The organism is Pseudomonas sp. ICMP 3272, from assembly GCF_001466905.1.
Lineage (GTDB): Bacteria > Pseudomonadota > Gammaproteobacteria > Pseudomonadales > Pseudomonadaceae > Aquipseudomonas > Aquipseudomonas amygdali.
Map to the genome: position 1 here is coordinate 19060 of NZ_LKEK01000001.1, position 19032 is coordinate 38091.

The 19032-nt window shown below is 58.6% G+C and carries 13 protein-coding genes, 2 tRNA genes and 2 pseudogenes; 13 read left to right on the plus strand and 4 right to left on the minus strand.

The genetic code is table 11. From position 1 onward, the window contains the following. Positions 1-41 precede the first annotated feature (41 nt). Positions 42-1757, plus strand: coding sequence for a proline--tRNA ligase (locus tag AO068_RS00120; RefSeq protein ID WP_058399676.1), 1716 nt, complete (start codon positions 42-44; stop codon positions 1755-1757). A 70-nt stretch (positions 1758-1827) separates the two neighbouring features. After that, positions 1828-2784, plus strand: a complete 957-nt coding sequence (locus AO068_RS00125; protein ID WP_058399675.1) for a hypothetical protein — start codon at positions 1828-1830, stop codon at positions 2782-2784. Positions 2785-2824: 40 nt separating this feature from the next. On the opposite strand, the gene dinB is transcribed toward AO068_RS00125, so the two are convergent. After that, positions 2825-3886 (minus strand): DNA polymerase IV, encoded by a 1062-nt coding sequence (gene dinB / locus AO068_RS00130; protein WP_005746536.1) that lies wholly within the window; start codon positions 3884-3886, stop codon positions 2825-2827. Positions 3887-4146: 260 nt separating this feature from the next. Here dinB and AO068_RS00135 point away from each other — a divergent pair. The 4 genes and pseudogenes from AO068_RS00135 to AO068_RS00150 all read left to right on the plus strand — a co-directional run bounded on the left by AO068_RS00135 (position 4147) and on the right by AO068_RS00150 (position 8869). Continuing rightward, positions 4147-4235: transfer RNA gene (locus AO068_RS00135), tRNA-OTHER, on the plus strand. 231 nt (positions 4236-4466) lie between these two features. Further along, positions 4467-4543 (plus strand) — tRNA-Met (locus AO068_RS00140). Positions 4544-4917: 374 nt separating this feature from the next. Further along, positions 4918-7535, plus strand: a pseudogene (gene mprF / locus AO068_RS00145) (bifunctional lysylphosphatidylglycerol flippase/synthetase MprF). Then, positions 7535-8869, plus strand: a complete 1335-nt coding sequence (locus AO068_RS00150) for a virulence factor family protein (protein WP_058407338.1) — start codon at positions 7535-7537, stop codon at positions 8867-8869. Before mprF ends, AO068_RS00150 begins: the two are co-directional and overlap by 1 nt. A gap of 97 nt (positions 8870-8966) precedes the next feature. On the opposite strand, the pseudogene AO068_RS00155 reads toward AO068_RS00150, so the two are convergent. Continuing rightward, positions 8967-10959: pseudogene (locus AO068_RS00155) on the minus strand (potassium transporter Kup). 319 nt (positions 10960-11278) lie between these two features. On the opposite strand from AO068_RS00155, the gene AO068_RS00160 reads away from it, so the two are divergent. The 6 genes from AO068_RS00160 to tsaA all read left to right on the plus strand — a co-directional run bounded on the left by AO068_RS00160 (position 11279) and on the right by tsaA (position 16704). Continuing rightward, the gene (locus tag AO068_RS00160) at positions 11279-12370 is read left to right on the plus strand and encodes a catalase family protein (RefSeq protein ID WP_058407339.1); all 1092 of its coding nucleotides are present in this window, start codon (positions 11279-11281) and stop codon (positions 12368-12370) included. A gap of 396 nt (positions 12371-12766) precedes the next feature. Next, entirely contained in the window at positions 12767-14110 is a 1344-nt protein-coding gene (rimO, locus tag AO068_RS00170; RefSeq protein ID WP_057402364.1) for a 30S ribosomal protein S12 methylthiotransferase RimO, read from the plus strand. A gap of 102 nt (positions 14111-14212) precedes the next feature. Then, complete coding sequence (locus tag AO068_RS00175; RefSeq protein ID WP_058407341.1) at positions 14213-14653, plus strand: GNAT family N-acetyltransferase; 441 nt, start codon at positions 14213-14215, stop codon at positions 14651-14653. 92 nt (positions 14654-14745) lie between these two features. Further along, positions 14746-15456 (plus strand): rRNA pseudouridine synthase, encoded by a 711-nt coding sequence (locus AO068_RS00180; protein ID WP_058399669.1) that lies wholly within the window; start codon positions 14746-14748, stop codon positions 15454-15456. An 80-nt stretch (positions 15457-15536) separates the two neighbouring features. Next, positions 15537-15998, plus strand: coding sequence for a DUF1456 family protein (locus tag AO068_RS00185; protein ID WP_002554678.1), 462 nt, complete (start codon positions 15537-15539; stop codon positions 15996-15998). A 13-nt stretch (positions 15999-16011) separates the two neighbouring features. Next, on the plus strand, positions 16012-16704 hold the full coding sequence (gene tsaA, locus AO068_RS00190; protein WP_058407453.1) for a tRNA (N6-threonylcarbamoyladenosine(37)-N6)-methyltransferase TrmO: 693 nt from the start codon (positions 16012-16014) through the stop codon (positions 16702-16704). Between the two features lie 79 nt (positions 16705-16783). On the opposite strand, the gene fpr is transcribed toward tsaA, so the two are convergent. Beyond that, the gene (gene fpr, locus AO068_RS00195; protein ID WP_002554680.1) at positions 16784-17563 is read right to left on the minus strand and encodes a ferredoxin-NADP reductase; all 780 of its coding nucleotides are present in this window, start codon (positions 17561-17563) and stop codon (positions 16784-16786) included. A 123-nt stretch (positions 17564-17686) separates the two neighbouring features. Between fpr and AO068_RS00200 the strand changes: the two genes are divergently transcribed. Continuing rightward, positions 17687-18613 carry a LysR family transcriptional regulator gene (locus AO068_RS00200; RefSeq protein WP_002554681.1) on the plus strand — a complete coding sequence of 309 codons (927 nt, stop codon included), beginning with the start codon at positions 17687-17689 and terminating at the stop codon, positions 18611-18613. 6 nt (positions 18614-18619) lie between these two features. Here the strand turns inward: AO068_RS00200 and AO068_RS00205 are convergent, their stop codons facing one another. Further along, a complete protein-coding gene (locus AO068_RS00205; protein WP_058399668.1) occupies positions 18620-18985 on the minus strand; it encodes a diacylglycerol kinase in 366 nt (121 codons plus the stop codon). Positions 18986-19032 lie beyond the last annotated feature (47 nt).

Genomic DNA, 19032 nt, shown 5'->3' on the forward strand with positions numbered 1-19032 from the left:
GCCAGGTCATATCCAGTCTCAGCAACCGACAACGGCCAACCATGCGCACCAGTCAATTTTTGCTCGCCACACAGAAAGAAACCCCTTCCGATGCGGTCGTGGTCAGCCATCAGCTGATGCTGCGCGCTGGCATGATCCGCAAGTTGGCATCCGGTCTTTACACCTGGCTGCCAATGGGCCTGCGCGTGCTGCGCAAGGTCGAAGCCATTGTTCGTGAAGAAATGGACGCCGCTGGCGCACTCGAAATTCTGATGCCCGGCATTCAGCCTGCAGAACTCTGGCAGGAATCCGGTCGCTGGGAACAATACGGTCCGGAGCTGATGCGTCTGGTCGACCGCCACAACCGTGAGTTCTGCCTGGGCCCGACCCACGAAGAGGTCATCACCGACCTGGCACGCAATGAGCTCAACAGCTATAAACAGCTGCCAATCAACATGTACCAGATCCAGACCAAATTCCGTGACGAAATCCGTCCACGCTTCGGCCTGATGCGCGGGCGCGAGTTCGTCATGAAAGACGCCTACTCGTTCCATGCTGACCACGCCTCGCTGCAGGTCACCTACGATCGCATGCACCTGGCGTACAGCAACATCTTCACGCGCCTGGGCCTCAAGTTCCGCCCGGTCGAAGCTGATAACGGCTCGATTGGCGGCGCAGGCTCGCACGAGTTCCACGTGCTGGCCGAATCCGGCGAAGACGATATCGTGTTCAGCGATGGCTCCGATTACGCAGCCAACATCGAAAAAGCCGAAGCGGTGCCTCGCGAAAAGACTCGTCCGGCCGCTACTGAAGAATTGCGTCTGATCGACACTCCGAACGCCAAAACCATCGCCCAACTGGTCGAAGGTTTCGATTTGCCGATCGAGAAAACCGTCAAGACGCTGGTGGTCCATGCTGCCGAAGAAGGCAAGCTGATCGCACTGATCATCCGTGGCGATCACGAGCTCAACGAAATCAAGGCCAGCCAGCTTGAACAGGTTGCCAGCCCGTTGGTGATGGCTTCCGAAGCTGAACTGCGTGACGCCATCGGCGCAGGTGCAGGCTCGCTGGGCCCGTTGAATCTGCCGCTGCCATGCATCATCGACCGCTCGGTCGAGCTGATGAGCGACTTCAGCGTCGGCGCCAATATCGATGACAAGCACTATTTCGGCGTCAACTGGGAACGCGACCTGCCGGTTCCGACCGTCGCCGACCTGCGTAATGTTGTTGCGGGCGACCCAAGCCCGGACGGCAAAGGCACGCTGGAAATCAAGCGCGGCATCGAAGTGGGCCACATCTTCCAGCTGGGCACCAAATACAGCGAAGCGATGAAGTGCCAGGTGCTGGGGGAAAACGGCAAGCCGGTCAATCTGGCGATGGGTTGCTACGGCATCGGCGTTTCCCGCGTGGTTGCCGCCGCAATCGAACAGAACAGCGACGAAAACGGCATTATCTGGAACGACACTCTGGCGCCTTTCCAGATCGCCCTGATCCCGCTGCGCTACGAAACAGACGCGGTTCGTGAAGCGACAGACAAACTGTACGCCGAGCTGACTGCCGCCGGCTTCGAAGTATTGCTCGATGACCGCGACAAGAAGACCAGCCCCGGCATCAAGTTCGCCGACATGGAACTGATCGGTATCCCGCATCGCATCGTGGTCAGCGACCGTGGTCTGGCCGAAGGCAATCTGGAATACAAGAGCCGTACCGAGTCGCAACCGCAAGCCATTGCAGTCGCGGATGTGCTGTCGTTCATCCAGGGCAAAGTGAACCGCTGAGTCAAAAGGCGCACCTGTTTTTTCAACAGGTGCGCCGCTCGTCACTCGCCCAATCCGCATCAGAGATCCCATGCTCAAACGAAGCACCTTAAGCCTCGGCAGCGCCGTCCTGTGCGGCTCGTTTCTCGTCGGCGGCTGTGCCAATCAGCTATCACAACGCAGTGAGCACGAGGAGCGCGTCGAACGCAAACTCCTCGAACACACACTGCAAGTCGATATCGGTGAACCCAAAACACTGGAGTTACCGCAACGCCGCGTGCGGATTCACGAGCACAAATCGTTCGAAGTCACCGATTTTGAAGTCACCCGCCACTATGACCGCTATACGCCCTACCAGCCCTGGCGGGAGATCTACGAGATCCCGCTCGGCGCGGTCGCTGTTGTAGCTGGCGTAGGGGCGAATGTGGTCAACGTCTTTGCACTGGGCAATTTGCCGGAAAGCATGACCCGGGACTGGATTCACTATGGTGTGGCAGGTCTGAACCCGTTCATGAACGCCCCGTCCCACGGTCGCGCCGAGCAGAATCTGGCGAGCATCGACGAGGTTCAGAAGGACAAGCGGATCGAGAACTCCACCCTGCCGTGGAATGAACGCCCGGTGATGGTCAAGGCCGGTAACGAAACTCATGAAATGAGCACCGACCGCAACGGCATTCTGCGCCTGAACCTGCTGGACAGTCCTTTTGCCGAACAGGACCTGAGCCGTATCACGCGCATTTATATCAATGTCGAAGACGACCAGGACAGCGCTCACGCGAACGCCAGCTTGCCAATCAGCCACTCTCTGCGCGGCAAGCTGCTGGAAGCCCACGCGCTGATATACGACGATCTGGAAGATGACGAAGTCAGCCAATGGGTGCATCGCGTCAAACGCCTTTCTGACCTGGGACTGGAAGAAGAAGCCAGCGAGCTTGAACAGAGCCTGATTGAACTGACACGCAACGATCCGCAGTTGCAGGGTGAATTTCTCAAATCACTCGCCAGGGACGCTGGCCGTCTGGTCGCCGTTCCCGCCCAGAGCCAGTAATGTGAAAGGCTGCGGTATGTAACCGCAGCCGACCATTTCATTATTGCGAGAACAACTCCAATTGTTCATGCGCTGCGCGCAGGTCGTGCAGGCGCACACCTATACCCAGAAGCCGAACAGGCTTGGCACCACGGGCAAACGCCTGCGCCAGCAACTGCTCATAACTGCCTAGATCCCTTCCGGCTCCGGACTGCTCCAGAGTCGTCTGAGTGAAGTCGTGAAATTTCACTTTGACGAAGGGCTTGCCGGGCCGGTACTGCCCTTCCATTCTCGCCATCCGGTTACCGAGGGTTTCCAGCAGGGCGGGCAGCTTTTCCAGGCAGGCGGCCAGATCAGGCAGATCCGTGTCGTAGGTATTTTCTACGCTGACTGACTGACGTCGACTGTCATTCTGCACCGGACGGTCATCTATTCCGTGCGCCAGACTCCAGAGACGCTCACCAAAGCTGCCGAACTCACGGACCAGCGCAAGCTTGCTGCGGCTTCGCAGGTCGGCACAGTCGACGATACCCAGCCGCCCCAGCTTGTCTGCGGTGACTTTTCCCACGCCGTGGAGTTTGGTAACGGGCAAAGAGGCGACGAAATCCTCGACCTGATCCGGAGTAATGACGAACAAACCGTTGGGCTTTTTCCAGTCACTGGCGATCTTGGCCAGAAATTTGTTCGGCGCGACGCCCGCCGAAACCGTGATATGCAGCTGATTCGAGACCCTGCGCCGGATGTCCTGGGCAATGCGCGTGGCGCTACCGGAAAAGTGCCCGGCATCCGATACGTCGAGGAACGCCTCGTCCAGAGACAAAGGCTCTATAAGGTCGGTGTAATCCCGGAATATCGTATGGATTTCCCGTGACGCCTCCTTATAGGCCTCCATGCGCGGCTTGACGATGGTCAGGTCCGGGCAAAGTTTGAGCGCATGTCGGGATGACATGGCTGAACGCACCCCATACGCGCGCGCTTCATAATTACAGGTCGCAATCACCCCGCGCCGCTCTGCAGAGCCGCCCACCGCCAGCGGCTTGCCAGCGAGTTCGGGCTCGTCACGCATTTCAATGGCTGCATAAAAGCAGTCACAGTCGATATGGATGATTTTGCGCTGCGTCATGACCTGATGGGATTTTGCAATCAATGGCTGAGCAGTATCTCATTCGTACCGGCAAGTAACATCCAGTGATGCGAAAGGTCGCCGTGAAAAGCAGTGAAAAGTCCCTGACGCGTGGTCGAAAAAACTGCGGAGCCCCGCCATACAGGCGTCAGAGCCGAAAAAACTCATAAGCGGCGGCGCTAACCAATTGAAGAAAAAGCACTTTTTTAAAACTAACCATTGACACCCCGCCATCTCTCTGTAGAATGCCGCCACACAGACGCGGGATGGAGCAGTCTGGTAGCTCGTCGGGCTCATCGTCGGGCTCATAACCCGAAGGTCGTCGGTTCAAATCCGGCTCCCGCAACCAAACATCAAAAGAGGCTACTCGAAAGAGTGGCCTTTTTTGTGCCTGCGTTAAAAGTACCTTCTCATGCCCTGCCACTGACACCCCTTCATTGCAGCCTGATCAGCGCTTTCACATTGCGGCGCAAAAAAGGCAGCATCATTGGCACAGGTGCACAATCTGCTACTCATTTGCCCGCTTTCAAGATTAAGGGTTGACACTTCAGCGTTCGGCTGTAGAATGCCGCCACACAGACGCGGGATGGAGCAGTCTGGTAGCTCGTCGGGCTCATAACCCGAAGGTCGTCGGTTCAAATCCGGCTCCCGCAACCAAACATCAAGAAAGGCTACTCGAAAGAGTGGCCTTTTTTGTTTCCGGTGAAAAAACATTTCAGGCGACCGCTAACTGCCTGAGAAAAAAGACTATTTTCCAAGCCCTTTGAAACCCTATCATCACATCTGTAACGTAATGCTTTCATTGACGACAGTTTTTGCATGCGCTGCCGATAGGTGTTACTAAGCTGAATCACGACTGAACCTCGGCTGAACAGCATCGCCTGGCCGGATTCGCTATTCGCTCGTTAGACGTTGACGCGCTAACATCCTGAAATATTTTCTGCGTAGGGATTGGTAACTTGGCTGCATACCTCCATCCTGTCGCGCACGATCCAAGGAGTGATTGATGCGCGACAACATGTCCGATTCCAATGAAACCGTTGATGCAGAGCAACCCGGCAGCCCACCACGCCAGAACTGGCGGGAGCTGCTAAGCAAATACCGGCAGCCTATCGGGCTGGCGGTGATGCTGCTGTTGTTCAGCCTGGCCCTTATTGCCTGCCGCCACATGCTGGTCGAAATGGACTGGTATGCGCTGCACGACTCACTGTTCGCAGTGCCCCTGCCCGCTCTGGGCGGTGCGCTGCTCGCGGCAATCGTCGGCTATATCATCCTGATGGGCTATGAACTGTCCGCCAGTCGCTATGCCAATGTCGATCTGCCCATCAAGACGCTGCTTCTCGGCGGCTTCACCTCGTTTGCAATCGGCAATGCGGTCGGCCTGTCGATGCTGTCCGGTGGCTCGGTACGCTACAGGCTTTATTCACGCCATGGCGTAGGCGCAATCGAAATTGCCCGCATGACCGTGTTCGCCAGCCTGTCACTGGGCTGTGCGTTGCCGCCCCTGGCGGCACTGGCCACGCTCAGCAACCTGTCCGGCGCGTCACTGGCGCTCAAGCTTCCAGTAGACGTACTGGCCGTCGTTGCCACGGCGGTACTGGTGGGCAGCCTGCTGCTGGCGGTATTCGTCTACCGTCGCCGCCTGCCGGAACAGGACATCCCGCACAATATTCTGGTTCGCCTAGGTCGTCGTACCTTGCGTCTTCCAGACTTGAAGCTGACGCTGATCCAGCTGGTGATTACCGCGCTGGACGTCGCTGCTGCGGCGATGGTGTTGTACCTGCTGCTGCCGCACGCGCCGCCTCTCGGTGCGTTCATCCTTATTTATCTGCTGGCGCTCGCTGCTGGCGTACTCAGCCACGTGCCTGGCGGCGTCGGCGTGTTCGAGGCCATTCTGCTCGCAGCCTTTGCCAACGAACTGGGTGCCGCCCCGCTCGCCGCTGCGCTGCTACTTTACCGCTTGATCTACGTGATCCTGCCGCTGCTGCTGGCCTGCCTTACCCTGCTGTTTACCGAAGCCCAGCGCCTGCTGCCGACCAAGCAAGCCATGCGCGTTGCCTCGGGGCTGGCGGCACCGATTCTGGCCCTACTGGTTTTCTTGTCGGGGGTGGTGCTGCTCTTCTCTGGTGCCACCCCTGAAATCGATACCCGACTGGAAAACGTCGGCTTCATGATCCCGCATCGGCTGATCGACGCGTCGCACTTCGGGGCCAGTCTGGTGGGCGTGCTGTGCCTGCTGCTCGCTCAGGGCCTGCGCCGTCGACTGTCGGCGGCCTGGATGCTGACCTCTATCCTGCTGTTGGTGGGCGCAGTGCTGTCGATACTCAAGGGCTTCGACTGGGAAGAAGCCAGCATGCTGCTGTTGACCGCCTGCCTGCTGCTGACCTTCCGCCGTTCGTTCTACCGTCCAAGCCGCCTGCTGGAGCTGCCGTTCTCGCCAGTCTACCTGATTGCCAGCATTTGTGTGGTCGGTGCCTCGATCTGGCTGTTGCTGTTCGCCTATCAGGACGTGCCCTACAGTCATCAGTTGTGGTGGCAGTTCACACTGGATGCAGATGCCCCGCGCGGCCTGCGTTCGGCACTGGGCAGCGCAGTGCTGCTGGTGGTGGTTTCGCTGACCTGGTTGCTGCGTACTGCCAGACCAGTCATCAAACTGCCCGACGCGGCAGATCTGGACAAGGCAGCCGAGATCCTCAAAGCATCCAAACAGCCGGATGGCGGCCTGGTGCTGACCGGCGATAAGGCGATCCTGTTCCATCCGGCCGGTAATGCATTCCTGATGTACTCGCATCGCGGCCGCAGTCTGGTTGCGCTTTACGATCCGATTGGCCCGACCCAGCAGCGTGCCGAGCTGATCTGGCAGTTCCGCGACCTGTGCGACGTGCACCATGCGCGCCCGGTGTTCTACCAGGTACGTGCAGAAAACCTGCCGTTCTACATGGACATCGGCCTCACCGCCATCAAGCTGGGTGAAGAGGCGCGCGTCGACCTGCGGCGCTTCGATATCGACGCCAAGGGCAAGGAAATGAAGGACCTGCGTTACACCTGGAACCGAGGTGGCCGCGATGGTCTTTCGCTGGAAATCTACGAACCGGGCCAGGCACCGATCGACGAGCTGAAAGTGATTTCCGACGCTTGGCTGACGGGCAAGAATGTCCGTGAAAAAGGCTTCTCCCTAGGCCGCTTCAGCACCGAGTACCTGAAGTACTTCCGCATTGCCATCGTGCACTTTCAGGGCAAACCGGTCGCGTTTTCCAACCTGCTGGAAACCACCAGCCCGGAACTGGCCAGCCTGGACCTGATGCGCTCTCACCCGGACGCCCCCAAGCTGACCATGGAATTCATGATGGTCGGCCTGATTCTGCATTATAAAGCCCAGGGCTATGCGCGGTTCAGCCTGGGAATGGTGCCTTTGTCCGGCCTGCAGCCACGACGTGGCGCGCCGATCACTCAGCGCCTGGGTTCGATGATCTTTCGTCGTGGCGAACAACTGTACAACTTCCAGGGGCTGCGCCGCTTCAAGGACAAGTTCCAGCCCGATTGGGAACCTCGTTATATGGCCGTGCCTGCCGGACTTGATCCGCTCGTGGCACTGGCTGACACCGCCGCCCTGATTGCGGGCGGCCTGACTGGATTGGTGAAACGCTGATGATTCGACGCTCCTGGCGCCTTTTGCTTGCAGCTCTGGTAATTGTTCTTTTAGTCGTAGCACTGGGAATATGGATCTGGAACCGCCCCGCCCCGCCCGCATCGCTGGAACACTTGAACCTTGACGGTGGCGCGCCGCTGACCAGCGTGACACCGGCCACCAGCATCAAGACCCGCATTGCGCTGGCCGTCACCGCCGAAGAAATGCTCTCCGACAAGCAGTTGCTGGCGATCAGCAAGGACGCTTCGGCACGCATCATTCAGGTGGTACTGCCCAAGGACGACTGCGTCCTGCAACAGAAAACCTTTCAGGAAGCCCTGGCGAAGCTCGACGGCCCTGCAAAGGTTGTTGGAGGCATAGGCCCTGGTGCGACCCTGGCGTGGCGCTGGCTGGCCGAACAGACCGACGACAAGGCGCAGGCCATTTCCGTCGGGTTTGCGCTTGAGCATGTTTCGAATCCGCCGCCTGTTCTGGAGGAAGACGAGAAACCGCCGCAGATCTGCGACGTGCCGCTGCCGCAAAAAGCTCCGCACGGGCACTGGCTGGCCGCCTGGAACGACGCCCCGGATGATCCGAGCGCAGCGTTCGTGCGTGACCAGAGCAACGCCGACACCAGCATCAGCGACTACGACATTCCGCTGCCTCAGGTGCTCAACACTGAACTGCGTCACCTGCTGCTCGGCGAGAACGACAGTGGCGGCCTGGGTATCCCGACCGTCGAAGTCCCGGCCAGCCAGCCTTCCGATACCGTGACGCTGTTCATGTCCGGTGACGGCGGCTGGCGCGACCTGGACAAGGTCGTGGCAGGCGACATGGCCAAGATGGGCTATCCGGTGGTGGGCATCGACGTGTTGCGCTACTACTGGGAACACAAGACACCTGAGCAGACCGCTGTCGATCTCACCGACCTGATGAACCACTACCGTCAGAAATGGGGCACCAAGCGCTTCATCCTGGCTGGCTACTCGTTCGGCGCGGACGTGATGCCCGCGATCTACAATCGCCTGGCTGCGGATGATCAGAATCGGGTCGACGCGATCATTCTGCTGGCCTTCGCCCGCACCGGCAGTTTCGAGATTCACGTCGATGGCTGGCTCGGCAATGCAGGCAAGGAAGCCACCACCGGACAGGAAATGGCCAAGCTGCCAGCCGCCAAGGTGTTCTGTGTTTATGGTGTAGAAGAGAAGAAAGACAGCGGTTGCACCGACACTACCGCAGTCGGCGAAGCCGTTCAGTTGCCTGGAGGTCACCACTTCGATGAAGACTATCCGGCACTGGCCAAACGCCTGATCGACGCCATCAACAAGCGTCAGGGCAAGGCTACCGCTCAGTAAGCGCCGCTAGATAGAAGTCTGAACGGCATAAAAAATCCCGGCACCGTGAGGTCGCCGGGATTTTTTTATTCACGCTGCCGGCCTTGCCGGCGAACGCTTACATCTCTACTTGCGTACCCAGCTCGATCACCCGGTTGAACGGCAGCTTGAAGAAGCGCAGGTTACCGTTGGCATTCTTGAGCATGAACGCGAACAGCGCCTCACGCCACCGCGCCATGCCATCCATCTTCGACGGGATCACCGTTTCGCGGCTGAGGAAGTAAGTGGTGCGCATCGGACTGAAATCCAGCTCCGGCAGATCACACAAGGCCAGCGCAGCAGGCACATCGGGCTCATCGATGAAACCGAAGTGCAGAATCACCCGGTAAAAACCCTCGCCATAGGACTCCACTTCAACGCGCTGCGCGGCAGGCACACGCGGTGAGTCCTCATACACCACCGTCAACAGCACCACTTGCTCGTGAAGTACCTGGTTGTGCAGCATGTTATGCAGTAGCGCATGAGGCACGGCATCCGAACGTGCGGTCAGGAATACCGCCGTGCCCTGCACGCGATGCGGCGGCTGAACGCGAATACTGCCGATGAAGATCGGCAACGGCAGGCCGCCCTCGTCAATCCGCTCCGCCAATAGTTGCTTACCGCGCTTCCAGGTGGTCATGAGGATGAACAGCACCGCACCTGCCAGCACCGGGAAGGCACCGCCCTGGAAGATCTTCGGTACGTTGGCCGCAAAGAACAGGCCATCCACCAGCAGCAGGCAGATCAGCAACGGAACAGCCAGCAACGGCGGCCATTTCCAGAGCATCAGCATCACCGTCGACACCAGAATGGTGGTGCAGAGCATGGTCCCGGTCACTGCCACGCCGTACGCAGATGCGAGCGCGCCAGACGATTCGAAGCCGATCACCAGCAGAATGACACCCGCCATCAGCGCCCAGTTGACGGCACCGATGTAGATCTGGCCCTGCGCATCACTGGAGGTGTGCTGGATATGCATGCGCGGAATGTAGCCCAGCTGGATCGCCTGCAGCGTCATCGAGAACGCGCCGGAGATTACCGCCTGCGAGGCAATGATGGTCGCCATCGTCGACAGGCCGATCAGTGGCAGCAACGCCCAGCCCGGTGCCAGCAAATAGAAAGGGTTGCGAACCGTCTCAGGGTTGCCCAGCACCAGCGCACCCTGGCCAAAATAGTTGAGCAACAGTGCCGGCAGCACAAGGATGAACCAGGCACGCGAAATCGGCTTGCGACCGAAGTGCCCCATGTCGGCATAAAGTGCCTCGGCACCGGTCAGGGCCAGCACCACAGCACCAAGAATGGCAACGCCAATACCCGGATGGATGATGAAGAAGTTCACACCCCAGGCCGGATTGACCGCTTTGAGCACTTCCGGCGACTGCATGATGCCGTAAACGCCCAGCGCACCCAGCACCAGAAACCAGGTCACCATCACCGGGCCGAACAGCACACCGATGCGTGCGGTACCGTGGCGCTGAATCAGAAACAGTCCCACCAGCACGATCAACGCCATGGGCACGATCCAGTGATCGAGGCCATCGAAGGCGAGTTCCAACCCTTCCATCGCCGACNGGAATCAGAAACAGTCCCACCAGCACGAGCAACGCCATGGGCACGATCCAGTGAGCGAGGCCATCGAAGGCGAGTTCCAACCCTTCCATCGCCGACAATACCGAGACCGCCGGGGTGATCATGCTATCGCCATAGAACAGCGCAGCACCGAACAACCCGAACACCACCATCATCATTTGCAGTTTGGGGTGTTTGGCCGATGCTCGACGCGCCAGCGCCATCAACGCCATGATGCCGCCCTCGCCCTGGTTGTCAGCACGCAGAACAAACGCCATGTACTTGAAAGAAACGACCCAGATCAGCGACCAGAAGATCAGTGACAACACCCCGAGTATGGCGTCATGCGTGACTTCCACGCCGTAACCGCCCTGAAACACTTCCTTGAGGGTGTACAGCGGGCTGGTGCCGATATCGCCGTAAACCACCCCCACTGCCGCGATCAGCAACCCGATAGGCCTGGCAGTGCCTGCGGCCTCCCCATGACTGTTTGTTTGACTCATCCACTACTCCCGGAAACCAGACATGAGGTTCAACACTGAGAACATCACAACGCGTAACAATTCAGATTCAGCCAGACATTGACATGCCTCGGCGCGATGGCGCGAAGCATAACGCAGCACTCGATGTAATTCTTGGTGAAACGCGAACGACGAGAATGATCAGGCCTACGCGCCCCGCCTTTCACGCAGTTTTCGGGCAGGTATTTATCATTGAACGACGCAAACACCGGCCGGTCATTACTTAAGCCTGCCGCCTGAAAGGTCATCAAGAACCGTATCGACGTCCGGGTACCCTGATCCCTCTGACCGAGATGCCCTGATGACTACAAAAAATCTGACTGTTCAGCCATTACGCTTCCAGCCCTCATTTGAAGTCGTCCCCGACGATGAAGCGCAAACCAGCAAAGAGCTGGTGGAAGCCATGCATTCCATTCTTGAAACCACTCTGCAAGACACCGGGCACGCCATTCGCAGTGTGCATGCCAAGGCACACGGGTTACTTCGCGGGCAGATTCAGGTCTATGACGACCTGCCCGAGCCGCTGGCTCAAGGCGCGTTTGCGAAACCTGGAAATTTCCCGCTCTTCATGCGGTTCTCAACCAACCCGGGGGATATTCTTGACGACAAGGTCTCTACGCCCAGGGGGCTGGCGATCAAACTTGTGGGCATCGAGGGCACGCGCTTGCCCGGTAGCGCAGACGCATCGACCCAGGATTTTGTCATGCAGAACGCCAAGGCCTTCACTGCCAGGGACCCCAAGGCTTTTTTGAAAACCTTGAAGTTATTGGCCAAAACAACTGACAAAGCGCCGGGCATGAAAAAGGCGCTGTCTGCCGTCCTTCGCGGTATCGAGTCCACTATCGAGTCTGCCGGCGGCGAGAGCGGCACGCTGAGAAGTCTCGGCGGGCACCCGATGACTCATATTCTCGGCGAGACGTTCTACACCGTCGTACCTTTTCTGTACGGGCCCTACTACGCCAAGCTGAGCGTAGTCCCCATTTCCGCAGAGTTGATGGCGCTGACCGACAAGGCTGTGGACCTGAAAGACAAGCCGGATGGCCTGCGTGAGGCAGTCAAAGCGTTTTTCCTCGAAAACGATGCCAGCTGGGAGGTTCGTATCCAGCTGGCCACGGACCTGGAGAAGATGCCGGTAGAGGATGCGTCGGCGATCTGGCCGGAAGACCTCAGCCCCTACGTTGCAGTCGCTCGAATCGATGTCCCCCGCCAATCCTCGTGGTCCGAGCAAGGCATTCAGGAAATCGACGAAGGCATGTCATTCAGCCCTTGGCATGGTCTTGCAGCGCACCGTCCGCTGGGCGGAGTGATGCGAGTGCGCAAACCTGCCTACGAACACTCGGCGGGCTTTCGCAGTCAGCACAATGGGTGCCCGATGCACGAGCCGCGCGGCTGACAGGTCAATCGGCCCGGGGCTAGACCCCTTATAGCGATGGCTCCCGTTTCATCAGTGCGAATCTGCTGAAACGGGACAACCTCCAGGCAAATACGACTCCAACTCGCGGCCGAGAGCGTAGCCTAATACGTCCTGCACATCCTGAAGGTCTCAACCAATGCGCCTCCCTCCCGAACCTGACAATTGCGCAGACAAAGCATGCAGGCTCTCTCAACAGCCAAGCGCTCTTTGAGCATAAATCCTCCTCTCGCCTGACATACGTCGCAATTCTCATCCAAACGCTGGTCATCGCGCCCGCTCACCGCTAGAATTGCGCACTTTTTGATCAGAGGCGCAGCAAGCGCCCAGTCAGCACCTGCGCTTCGCGTCCGGGTGCCCTTCACGCCGAGGTTTGCCATGTCCACCGTCACCACGCCGTCCGCCCCAAAGGTCGGATTCGTTTCACTGGGTTGCCCGAAGGCACTCGTTGATTCCGAACGCATCCTGACCCAGCTGCGCATGGAAGGTTACGAAGTCGTTGCGACCTACGAGGACGCCGACGTGGTGGTGGTCAACACCTGTGGCTTCATCGATACGGCCAAGGCCGAGTCGCTGGAAGTGATCGGCGAAGCGATCAAGGAAAACGGCAAGGTCATCGTGACCGGCTGCATGGGCGTTGACGCAAACGTCATTCGCGATGTGCATCCAAGCGTATTGTCGGTGACCGGCCCGCAGCAGTACGAACAAGTGGTCAACGCAGTGCACGATGTCGTGCCGCCCCGCAAGGACCACAATCCGCTGATCGACCTGGTGCCGCCACAAGGCGTCAAGCTGACCCCGCGCCATTACGCGTATCTGAAGATTTCCGAAGGCTGCAACCATAGCTGCAGCTTCTGCATCATCCCGTCGATGCGCGGCAAGCTGGTCAGCCGTCCGGTTGGCGATGTACTCGATGAGGCCAAGCGTCTGGTCAAATCCGGTGTGAAGGAGCTGCTGGTCATCTCCCAGGACACCAGCGCCTATGGCGTAGACGTCAAATACCGCACCGGGTTCTGGGACGGCCAGCCGGTCAAGACCCGCATGACCGAGCTGTGTCAGGCGCTGGGTTCGATGGGCGTCTGGGTTCGCTTGCATTACGTTTACCCGTACCCGCACGTCGACGAACTGATTCCGCTGATGGCAGCCGGCAAGATCCTGCCGTACCTGGACATCCCGTTCCAGCACGCCAGCCCGAAGATCCTCAAGCTGATGAAGCGGCCAGCCTTTGAAGACAAGACACTGGCACGCATCAAGAACTGGCGCGAGCAGTGTCCTGATCTGATTATCCGCTCGACCTTCATCGTCGGCTTTCCCGGTGAAACCGAAGAAGACTTCCAGTACTTGCTGGACTGGCTGACCGAAGCCCAACTGGATCGCGTAGGCTGCTTCCAGTATTCGCCGGTTGAAGGTGCTCCTGCCAACCTGCTGGACGCGGCCATCGTGCCAGATGACGTCAAGCAGGACCGCTGGGATCGTTTCATGGCTCACCAGCAGGCAATCAGCGCTGCGCGCCTGCAAATGAAGATCGGCAAGGAAATCGAAGTGCTGATCGACGAAGTCGATGATCGTGGTGCCGTAGGCCGCTGCTTCTTCGATGCTCCGGAAATCGACGGCAACGTGTTCATCGGTCTGGAAGATGGCAGCACCGTTCAGCCCGGTGACAAGATCATGTGCCGCGTTACCGACGCTGACGAATACGACCTGTGGGCCGAGGTGCTGTAAGCACAGTCCCTTGCCGTAATCGAAAGCCCTGCCCTTGAACCGGCAGGGCTTTTTCGTGTCTGGCCGTTGTCTATGCAAGACTGGCCGAAAGGAGAACGCGAGATGCGGTTATATACCCCGGACACCAACGATTACCCGGAGATGAGCGAGGTGTGGGAGCGCTCGGTTCGCGCCACCCATGACTTTCTACCGGACGCCTACATCATCAGGCTCAAGGGGTTGCTGACACAGTATCTGGACAGCGTGACGCTGTTCTGCACCCGGGACGAGCAGCTCAAGATCACGGGCTTTGCGGGCGTGAACAAAAACCGACTGGATATTCTGTTCATCGACCCGAACCATCGCGGTAAAAAGCTGGGCACGCAGCTGCTGACCCACGCAATCGAGCACTTCGACATCCGTGAACTGGACGTCAACGAGCAGAACACTCAGGCACTGGGGTTTTACCTCAGGCATGGTTTCGAAGTTTTCAGCCGTTCTGAAGTCGACGGTTTGGGTCAGCCCTATCCGATGCTCAGAATGCGCCTGCCCCGTCGTAACTGACATCGATTACAGCGCAAATGCAATGTTGCCGCGATTAACCAGCGTGAGGCGGTTACAATGGCGCCTTTCTCATCAGTAAACGGCTTTTCTTCATGACAGACCCCATTCGCCTTTCCAAACGCCTTATCGAGCTGGTCGGTTGCTCCCGCCGGGAGGCCGAACTGTTTATCGAGGGTGGCTGGGTTACTGTGGACGGCGTGGTCATCGAAGAGCCGCACTTCAAGGTCAGCACCCAGAAAGTCGAGCTCAGCCCGGATGCCAAGGCAGACTCCCCTGAACCGGTCACGATCATTCTGCACAAACCCGCCTCGGCAAGCGCCGAAGAGGCTTTGCAGATGATCACGCCGGGCACGCTCTCGGTCGAGCACAGCTACAGCAAGCGTCCGCTCAAGGGCCACTTCATGCGCCTTGAGGCGATTTCAAGCCTGCAGGCCAATGCCAGCGGCTTGATGGTGTTCAGCCAGGACTGGAAAATCCTGCGCAAGCTCACCGATGACCGCAGCAAGATCGAGCAGGAATACGTGGTGGAAATATCGGGCGAAATGGTTGCTCACGGCCTGAACCGGCTGAATCACGGCCTGACCTACAAAGGCAAGGAACTGCCCGCCGTAAAGGCCAGCTGGCAGAACGAGAACCGCCTGCGCTTTGCAATGAAAAACCCGCAGCCCGGCATCATTGCCCTGCTGTGTGAAGCCGTTGGCCTGAAGATCGTCGCCATTCGTCGCATCCGTATCGGCGGCGTGTCCATGGGCAAACTGCCCGAAGGCCAGTGGCGCTACATGACGACCAAGGAAAAGTTTTAACTCCCTCGGCACCCGACCTTATTACCGCGCGCATGACCATCGTCACGCGCCGCCATACGACTTATCAGGAAACACGCCTCATGATGAACAACGACGTACTGCGCAGCGTGCGCTACATGCTCGATATCAGCGACAGCAAGGTTGTCGAAATCATCGGTCTGACCGGTTTTGAAGTGTCCAAAAGCGATGTCATCGCTTTCATGAAGAAAGAGGAAGAAGAGGGCTATCTGGATTGCAGCGATGAAATCATGGCGCATTTTCTCGATGGCCTGGTCTACTTCAAGCGTGGCAAGGACGAAAGCCGTCCGCCGCAGCCGATTGATCTGCCGATTACCAACAACATTGTTCTGAAGAAACTGCGCGTGGCCTTCGAACTGAAAGAAGACGACATGCATGCCATCCTGAAATCCGCAGAATTTCCGGTTTCCAAGCCAGAGCTGAGTGCGCTGTTCCGCAAGGTCGGACACACCAACTACCGCGCCTGTGGCGATCAACTGCTACGCAATTTCCTCAAGGGTCTGACCCTGCGCGTGCGTGGCTGAACCGGTCGACACCATGAGTTACAACGTCTCCCCTGTCGGCTTCGTACGCTCCTGTTTCAAGGAGAAATTCGCCATCCCCCGCCAGCCACAGCTGGCCCCGGCAGCACGTGGAGTGCTGGAGCTGGTAGCGCCTTTCGATCAGGGTGAGGCTGTTCAAGGGCTGGAACAGGTCAGTCATGTCTGGTTGCTGTTTCTGTTCCATATGGCGCTTGAAGACAAGCCGCGCCTGAAGGTGCGCCCTCCGCGTCTGGGCGGCAATCAGTCGATGGGGGTATTTGCCACCCGCGCAACGCATCGCCCCAATGGCATCGGCCAGTCGGTGGTCAGGCTGGACAAAGTCGAAGCCGGTCGCCTGTGGCTGTCCGGCATCGACCTGCTGGATGGCACACCAGTGCTGGACATCAAGCCATACGTGCCCTACGCCGATGCCATCACTGAGGCGACCAACCAGATCGCCAGTGCTGCGCCCGCCCTGATACCGGTGCAGTGGCAGGACGCCGCCCTGCTGCAGGCTTGCGAACACGCACTACGCCTGAGTGAGCCACTGGTCGAACTGATCGAGCAGTGCCTGGCGCAAGACCCGCGCCCGGCCTATCAGCTACCGACGCCGGAACGCCGCTACGGCGCTCAGTTCTGGGATCTGGACGTACGCTGGCACTACCCGCAGGCCGGGGTGATTTGCGTGCTTGAAGTGCTGCTGGCCTGAAGGGATGCCAACGACAAATCCCGGGCAATAAAAACCCGCCTGATCCCTTCAGGGACGAGGCGGGTTTTGTAAGGCCGACTTACTTCTCGACGAATGCACGCTCGATCAGATAGTCACCAGGCTCACGCATGCGTGGCGAAACGGTCAGACCAAAGCTGTTGAGCACTTCGCTGGTCTCGTCGAGCATGCTCGGGCTACCGCACAACATGGCGCGGTCGTCCTGCGGGTTGATCGGTGGCAGGCCGATGTCGCTGAACAGCTTGCCGCTGCGCATCAGATCGGTCAGGCGACCTTCGTTCTCGAACGGCTCGCGGGTGACAGTCGGGTAGTAGATCAGCTTGTCACGCAGCGCTTCACCGAAGAACTCGTTCTGTGGCAGATGCTCGGTGATGAATTCGCGATAGGCGACTTCGTTCACGTAACGCACGCCGTGGCACAAGATGACTTTCTCGAAACGCTCGTAGGTTTCGGGGTCCTGAATCACGCTCATGAACGGCGCCAGGCCAGTACCCGTGCTCAACAGGTAAAGATGTTTGCCCGGCTTGAGGTCGTCCAGCACCAGCGTACCCGTAGGCTTCTTGCTGATGATGATTTCATCGCCTTCCTTGAGGTGCTGCAACTGCGAGGTCAACGGACCGTCCGGCACCTTGATGCTGAAGAATTCCAGATGCTCTTCCCAGTTCGGGCTGGCAATCGAGTAGGCGCGCATGAGCGGACGACCGTTTGGCTGCTGCAGACCGATCATGACGAACTGACCGTTCTCGAAACGCAAACCAGGGTCGCGGGTGCACTTGAAACTGAAGAGGGTGTCGTTCCAATGGTGGACGCTGAGGACACGCTCGTGGTTCATGTTGCTCATGTACGTGAAGACTCCTGAAAAAATAGTGCGCGCAGAAGCACTGCGCTATTGCGCGACATTCTAGTGGCAGACACAATATCTGTTAAATGAATTATCAAGATATAGGTTATCGGTTATATAGATATGCGATTTACTCTTCGTCAGCTCCAAGTGTTCGTTGCCGTCGCCCGGCAGGAAAGCGTCTCCAAAGCAGCCGTGCTGCTTTCGCTTTCGCAGTCGGCTGCCAGCACCTCCATCACCGAGCTGGAGCGCCAGTCGAGCTGCCAGCTGTTTGACCGCGCCGGCAAGCGGCTAAGCCTTAACGCCACGGGCAGGCAATTATTGCCGCAGGCCGTCGCTCTGCTGGATCAGGCAAAGGAAATCGAAGACCTGCTGAACGGTAAATCAGGCTTTGGCTCGCTGGCCGTCGGGGCAACGCTGACGATCGGCAATTATCTGGCGACCCTGCTGATCGGCGGCTACATGCAGCGTCACCCGGAAAGCCAGGTCAAGCTGCACGTCCAGAACACCGCGCATATTGTGCAACAGGTTGCCCACTACGAGATTGATCTGGGCTTGATCGAAGGCGATTGCAGCCACCCGGACATCGAGGTGCAGTCCTGGGTCGAAGACGAACTTGTGGTGTTCTGCGCCCCACAGCATCCACTGGCCAAACGCGCCCATGTAACGCTGGAAGAACTGACCCATGAAGCCTGGATCCTGCGAGAACAAGGTTCAGGCACGCGCTTGACGTTCGATCAGGCCATGCGTCACCACCGCAACGGGCTGAATGTCCGACTGGAGCTGGAACACACCGAAGCCATCAAGCGGGCAGTTGAATCCGGATTGGGCATTGGCTGCATTTCCAGACTGGCGCTACGCGATTCGTTTCGTCGCGGCAATCTGGTGGAACTGGCCACCCCGGAGCTGGATCTGGCGCGTCAGTTCTATTTCATCTGGCACAAACAGAAATATCAGACGTCAGCCATGCGCGAATTCCTCGAACTGTGCCGCGCGTTCACCGCCGGGGTGAAGCGCAGCGACGAGATCGTGCTGCCAAGCCTGTATTGAACAAGCCTAACCCAGCAGCACGATGCCCCACACCAGAGCGATCATGCTCAGGGCGATGAACTGGGCAGCGCTGCCCATGTCCTTGGCGTTCTTGGACAACGGGTGCAGGTCCAGAGAGATCCGGTCGATGGCAGCCTCTACAGCAGAGTTGAGCAGCTCTACAATCAGGGCCAGCAGGCAGACGGCAATCAGCAAGGCATGCTCGGCCTTGCTGACGTGCAGGAAAAACGACAGCGGGACCAACACCACGTTAAGCAGTACCAGCTGGCGGAAAGCGGCTTCGCCTTTGAAAGCGGCTGACAGGCCGTCCAGAGAATAGCCTGCGGCATTGAGGATACGTTTTAGACCGGTTTGGCCTTTGAAGGGCGACATAGAGAGGCTGCTGTGTAAAAAAGATGAGGAAAGCTAAGGCACTAAAG

Excerpts from the sequence above, each read along its gene's own strand:
- AO068_RS00120 (WP_058399676.1), top strand. The coding sequence starts at position 42 with ATGCGCACCAGTCAATTTTTGCTCGCCACACAGAAAGAAACCCCTTCC.
- AO068_RS00180 (WP_058399669.1), top strand. The coding sequence starts at position 14,746 with ATGACAGACCCCATTCGCCTTTCCAAACGCCTTATCGAGCTGGTCGGT.
- AO068_RS00205 (WP_058399668.1), bottom strand. The coding sequence starts at position 18,985 with ATGTCGCCCTTCAAAGGCCAAACCGGTCTAAAACGTATCCTCAATGCC.
- fpr (WP_002554680.1), bottom strand. The coding sequence starts at position 17,563 with ATGAGCAACATGAACCACGAGCGTGTCCTCAGCGTCCACCATTGGAAC.
- dinB (WP_005746536.1), bottom strand. The coding sequence starts at position 3,886 with ATGACGCAGCGCAAAATCATCCATATCGACTGTGACTGCTTTTATGCA.
- AO068_RS00175 (WP_058407341.1), top strand. The coding sequence starts at position 14,213 with ATGCGGTTATATACCCCGGACACCAACGATTACCCGGAGATGAGCGAG.
- AO068_RS00185 (WP_002554678.1), top strand. The coding sequence starts at position 15,537 with ATGATGAACAACGACGTACTGCGCAGCGTGCGCTACATGCTCGATATC.
- AO068_RS00200 (WP_002554681.1), top strand. The coding sequence starts at position 17,687 with ATGCGATTTACTCTTCGTCAGCTCCAAGTGTTCGTTGCCGTCGCCCGG.
- AO068_RS00160 (WP_058407339.1), top strand. The coding sequence starts at position 11,279 with ATGACTACAAAAAATCTGACTGTTCAGCCATTACGCTTCCAGCCCTCA.
- tsaA (WP_058407453.1), top strand. The coding sequence starts at position 16,012 with ATGAGTTACAACGTCTCCCCTGTCGGCTTCGTACGCTCCTGTTTCAAG.
- rimO (WP_057402364.1), top strand. The coding sequence starts at position 12,767 with ATGTCCACCGTCACCACGCCGTCCGCCCCAAAGGTCGGATTCGTTTCA.
- AO068_RS00125 (WP_058399675.1), top strand. The coding sequence starts at position 1,828 with ATGCTCAAACGAAGCACCTTAAGCCTCGGCAGCGCCGTCCTGTGCGGC.
- AO068_RS00150 (WP_058407338.1), top strand. The coding sequence starts at position 7,535 with ATGATTCGACGCTCCTGGCGCCTTTTGCTTGCAGCTCTGGTAATTGTT.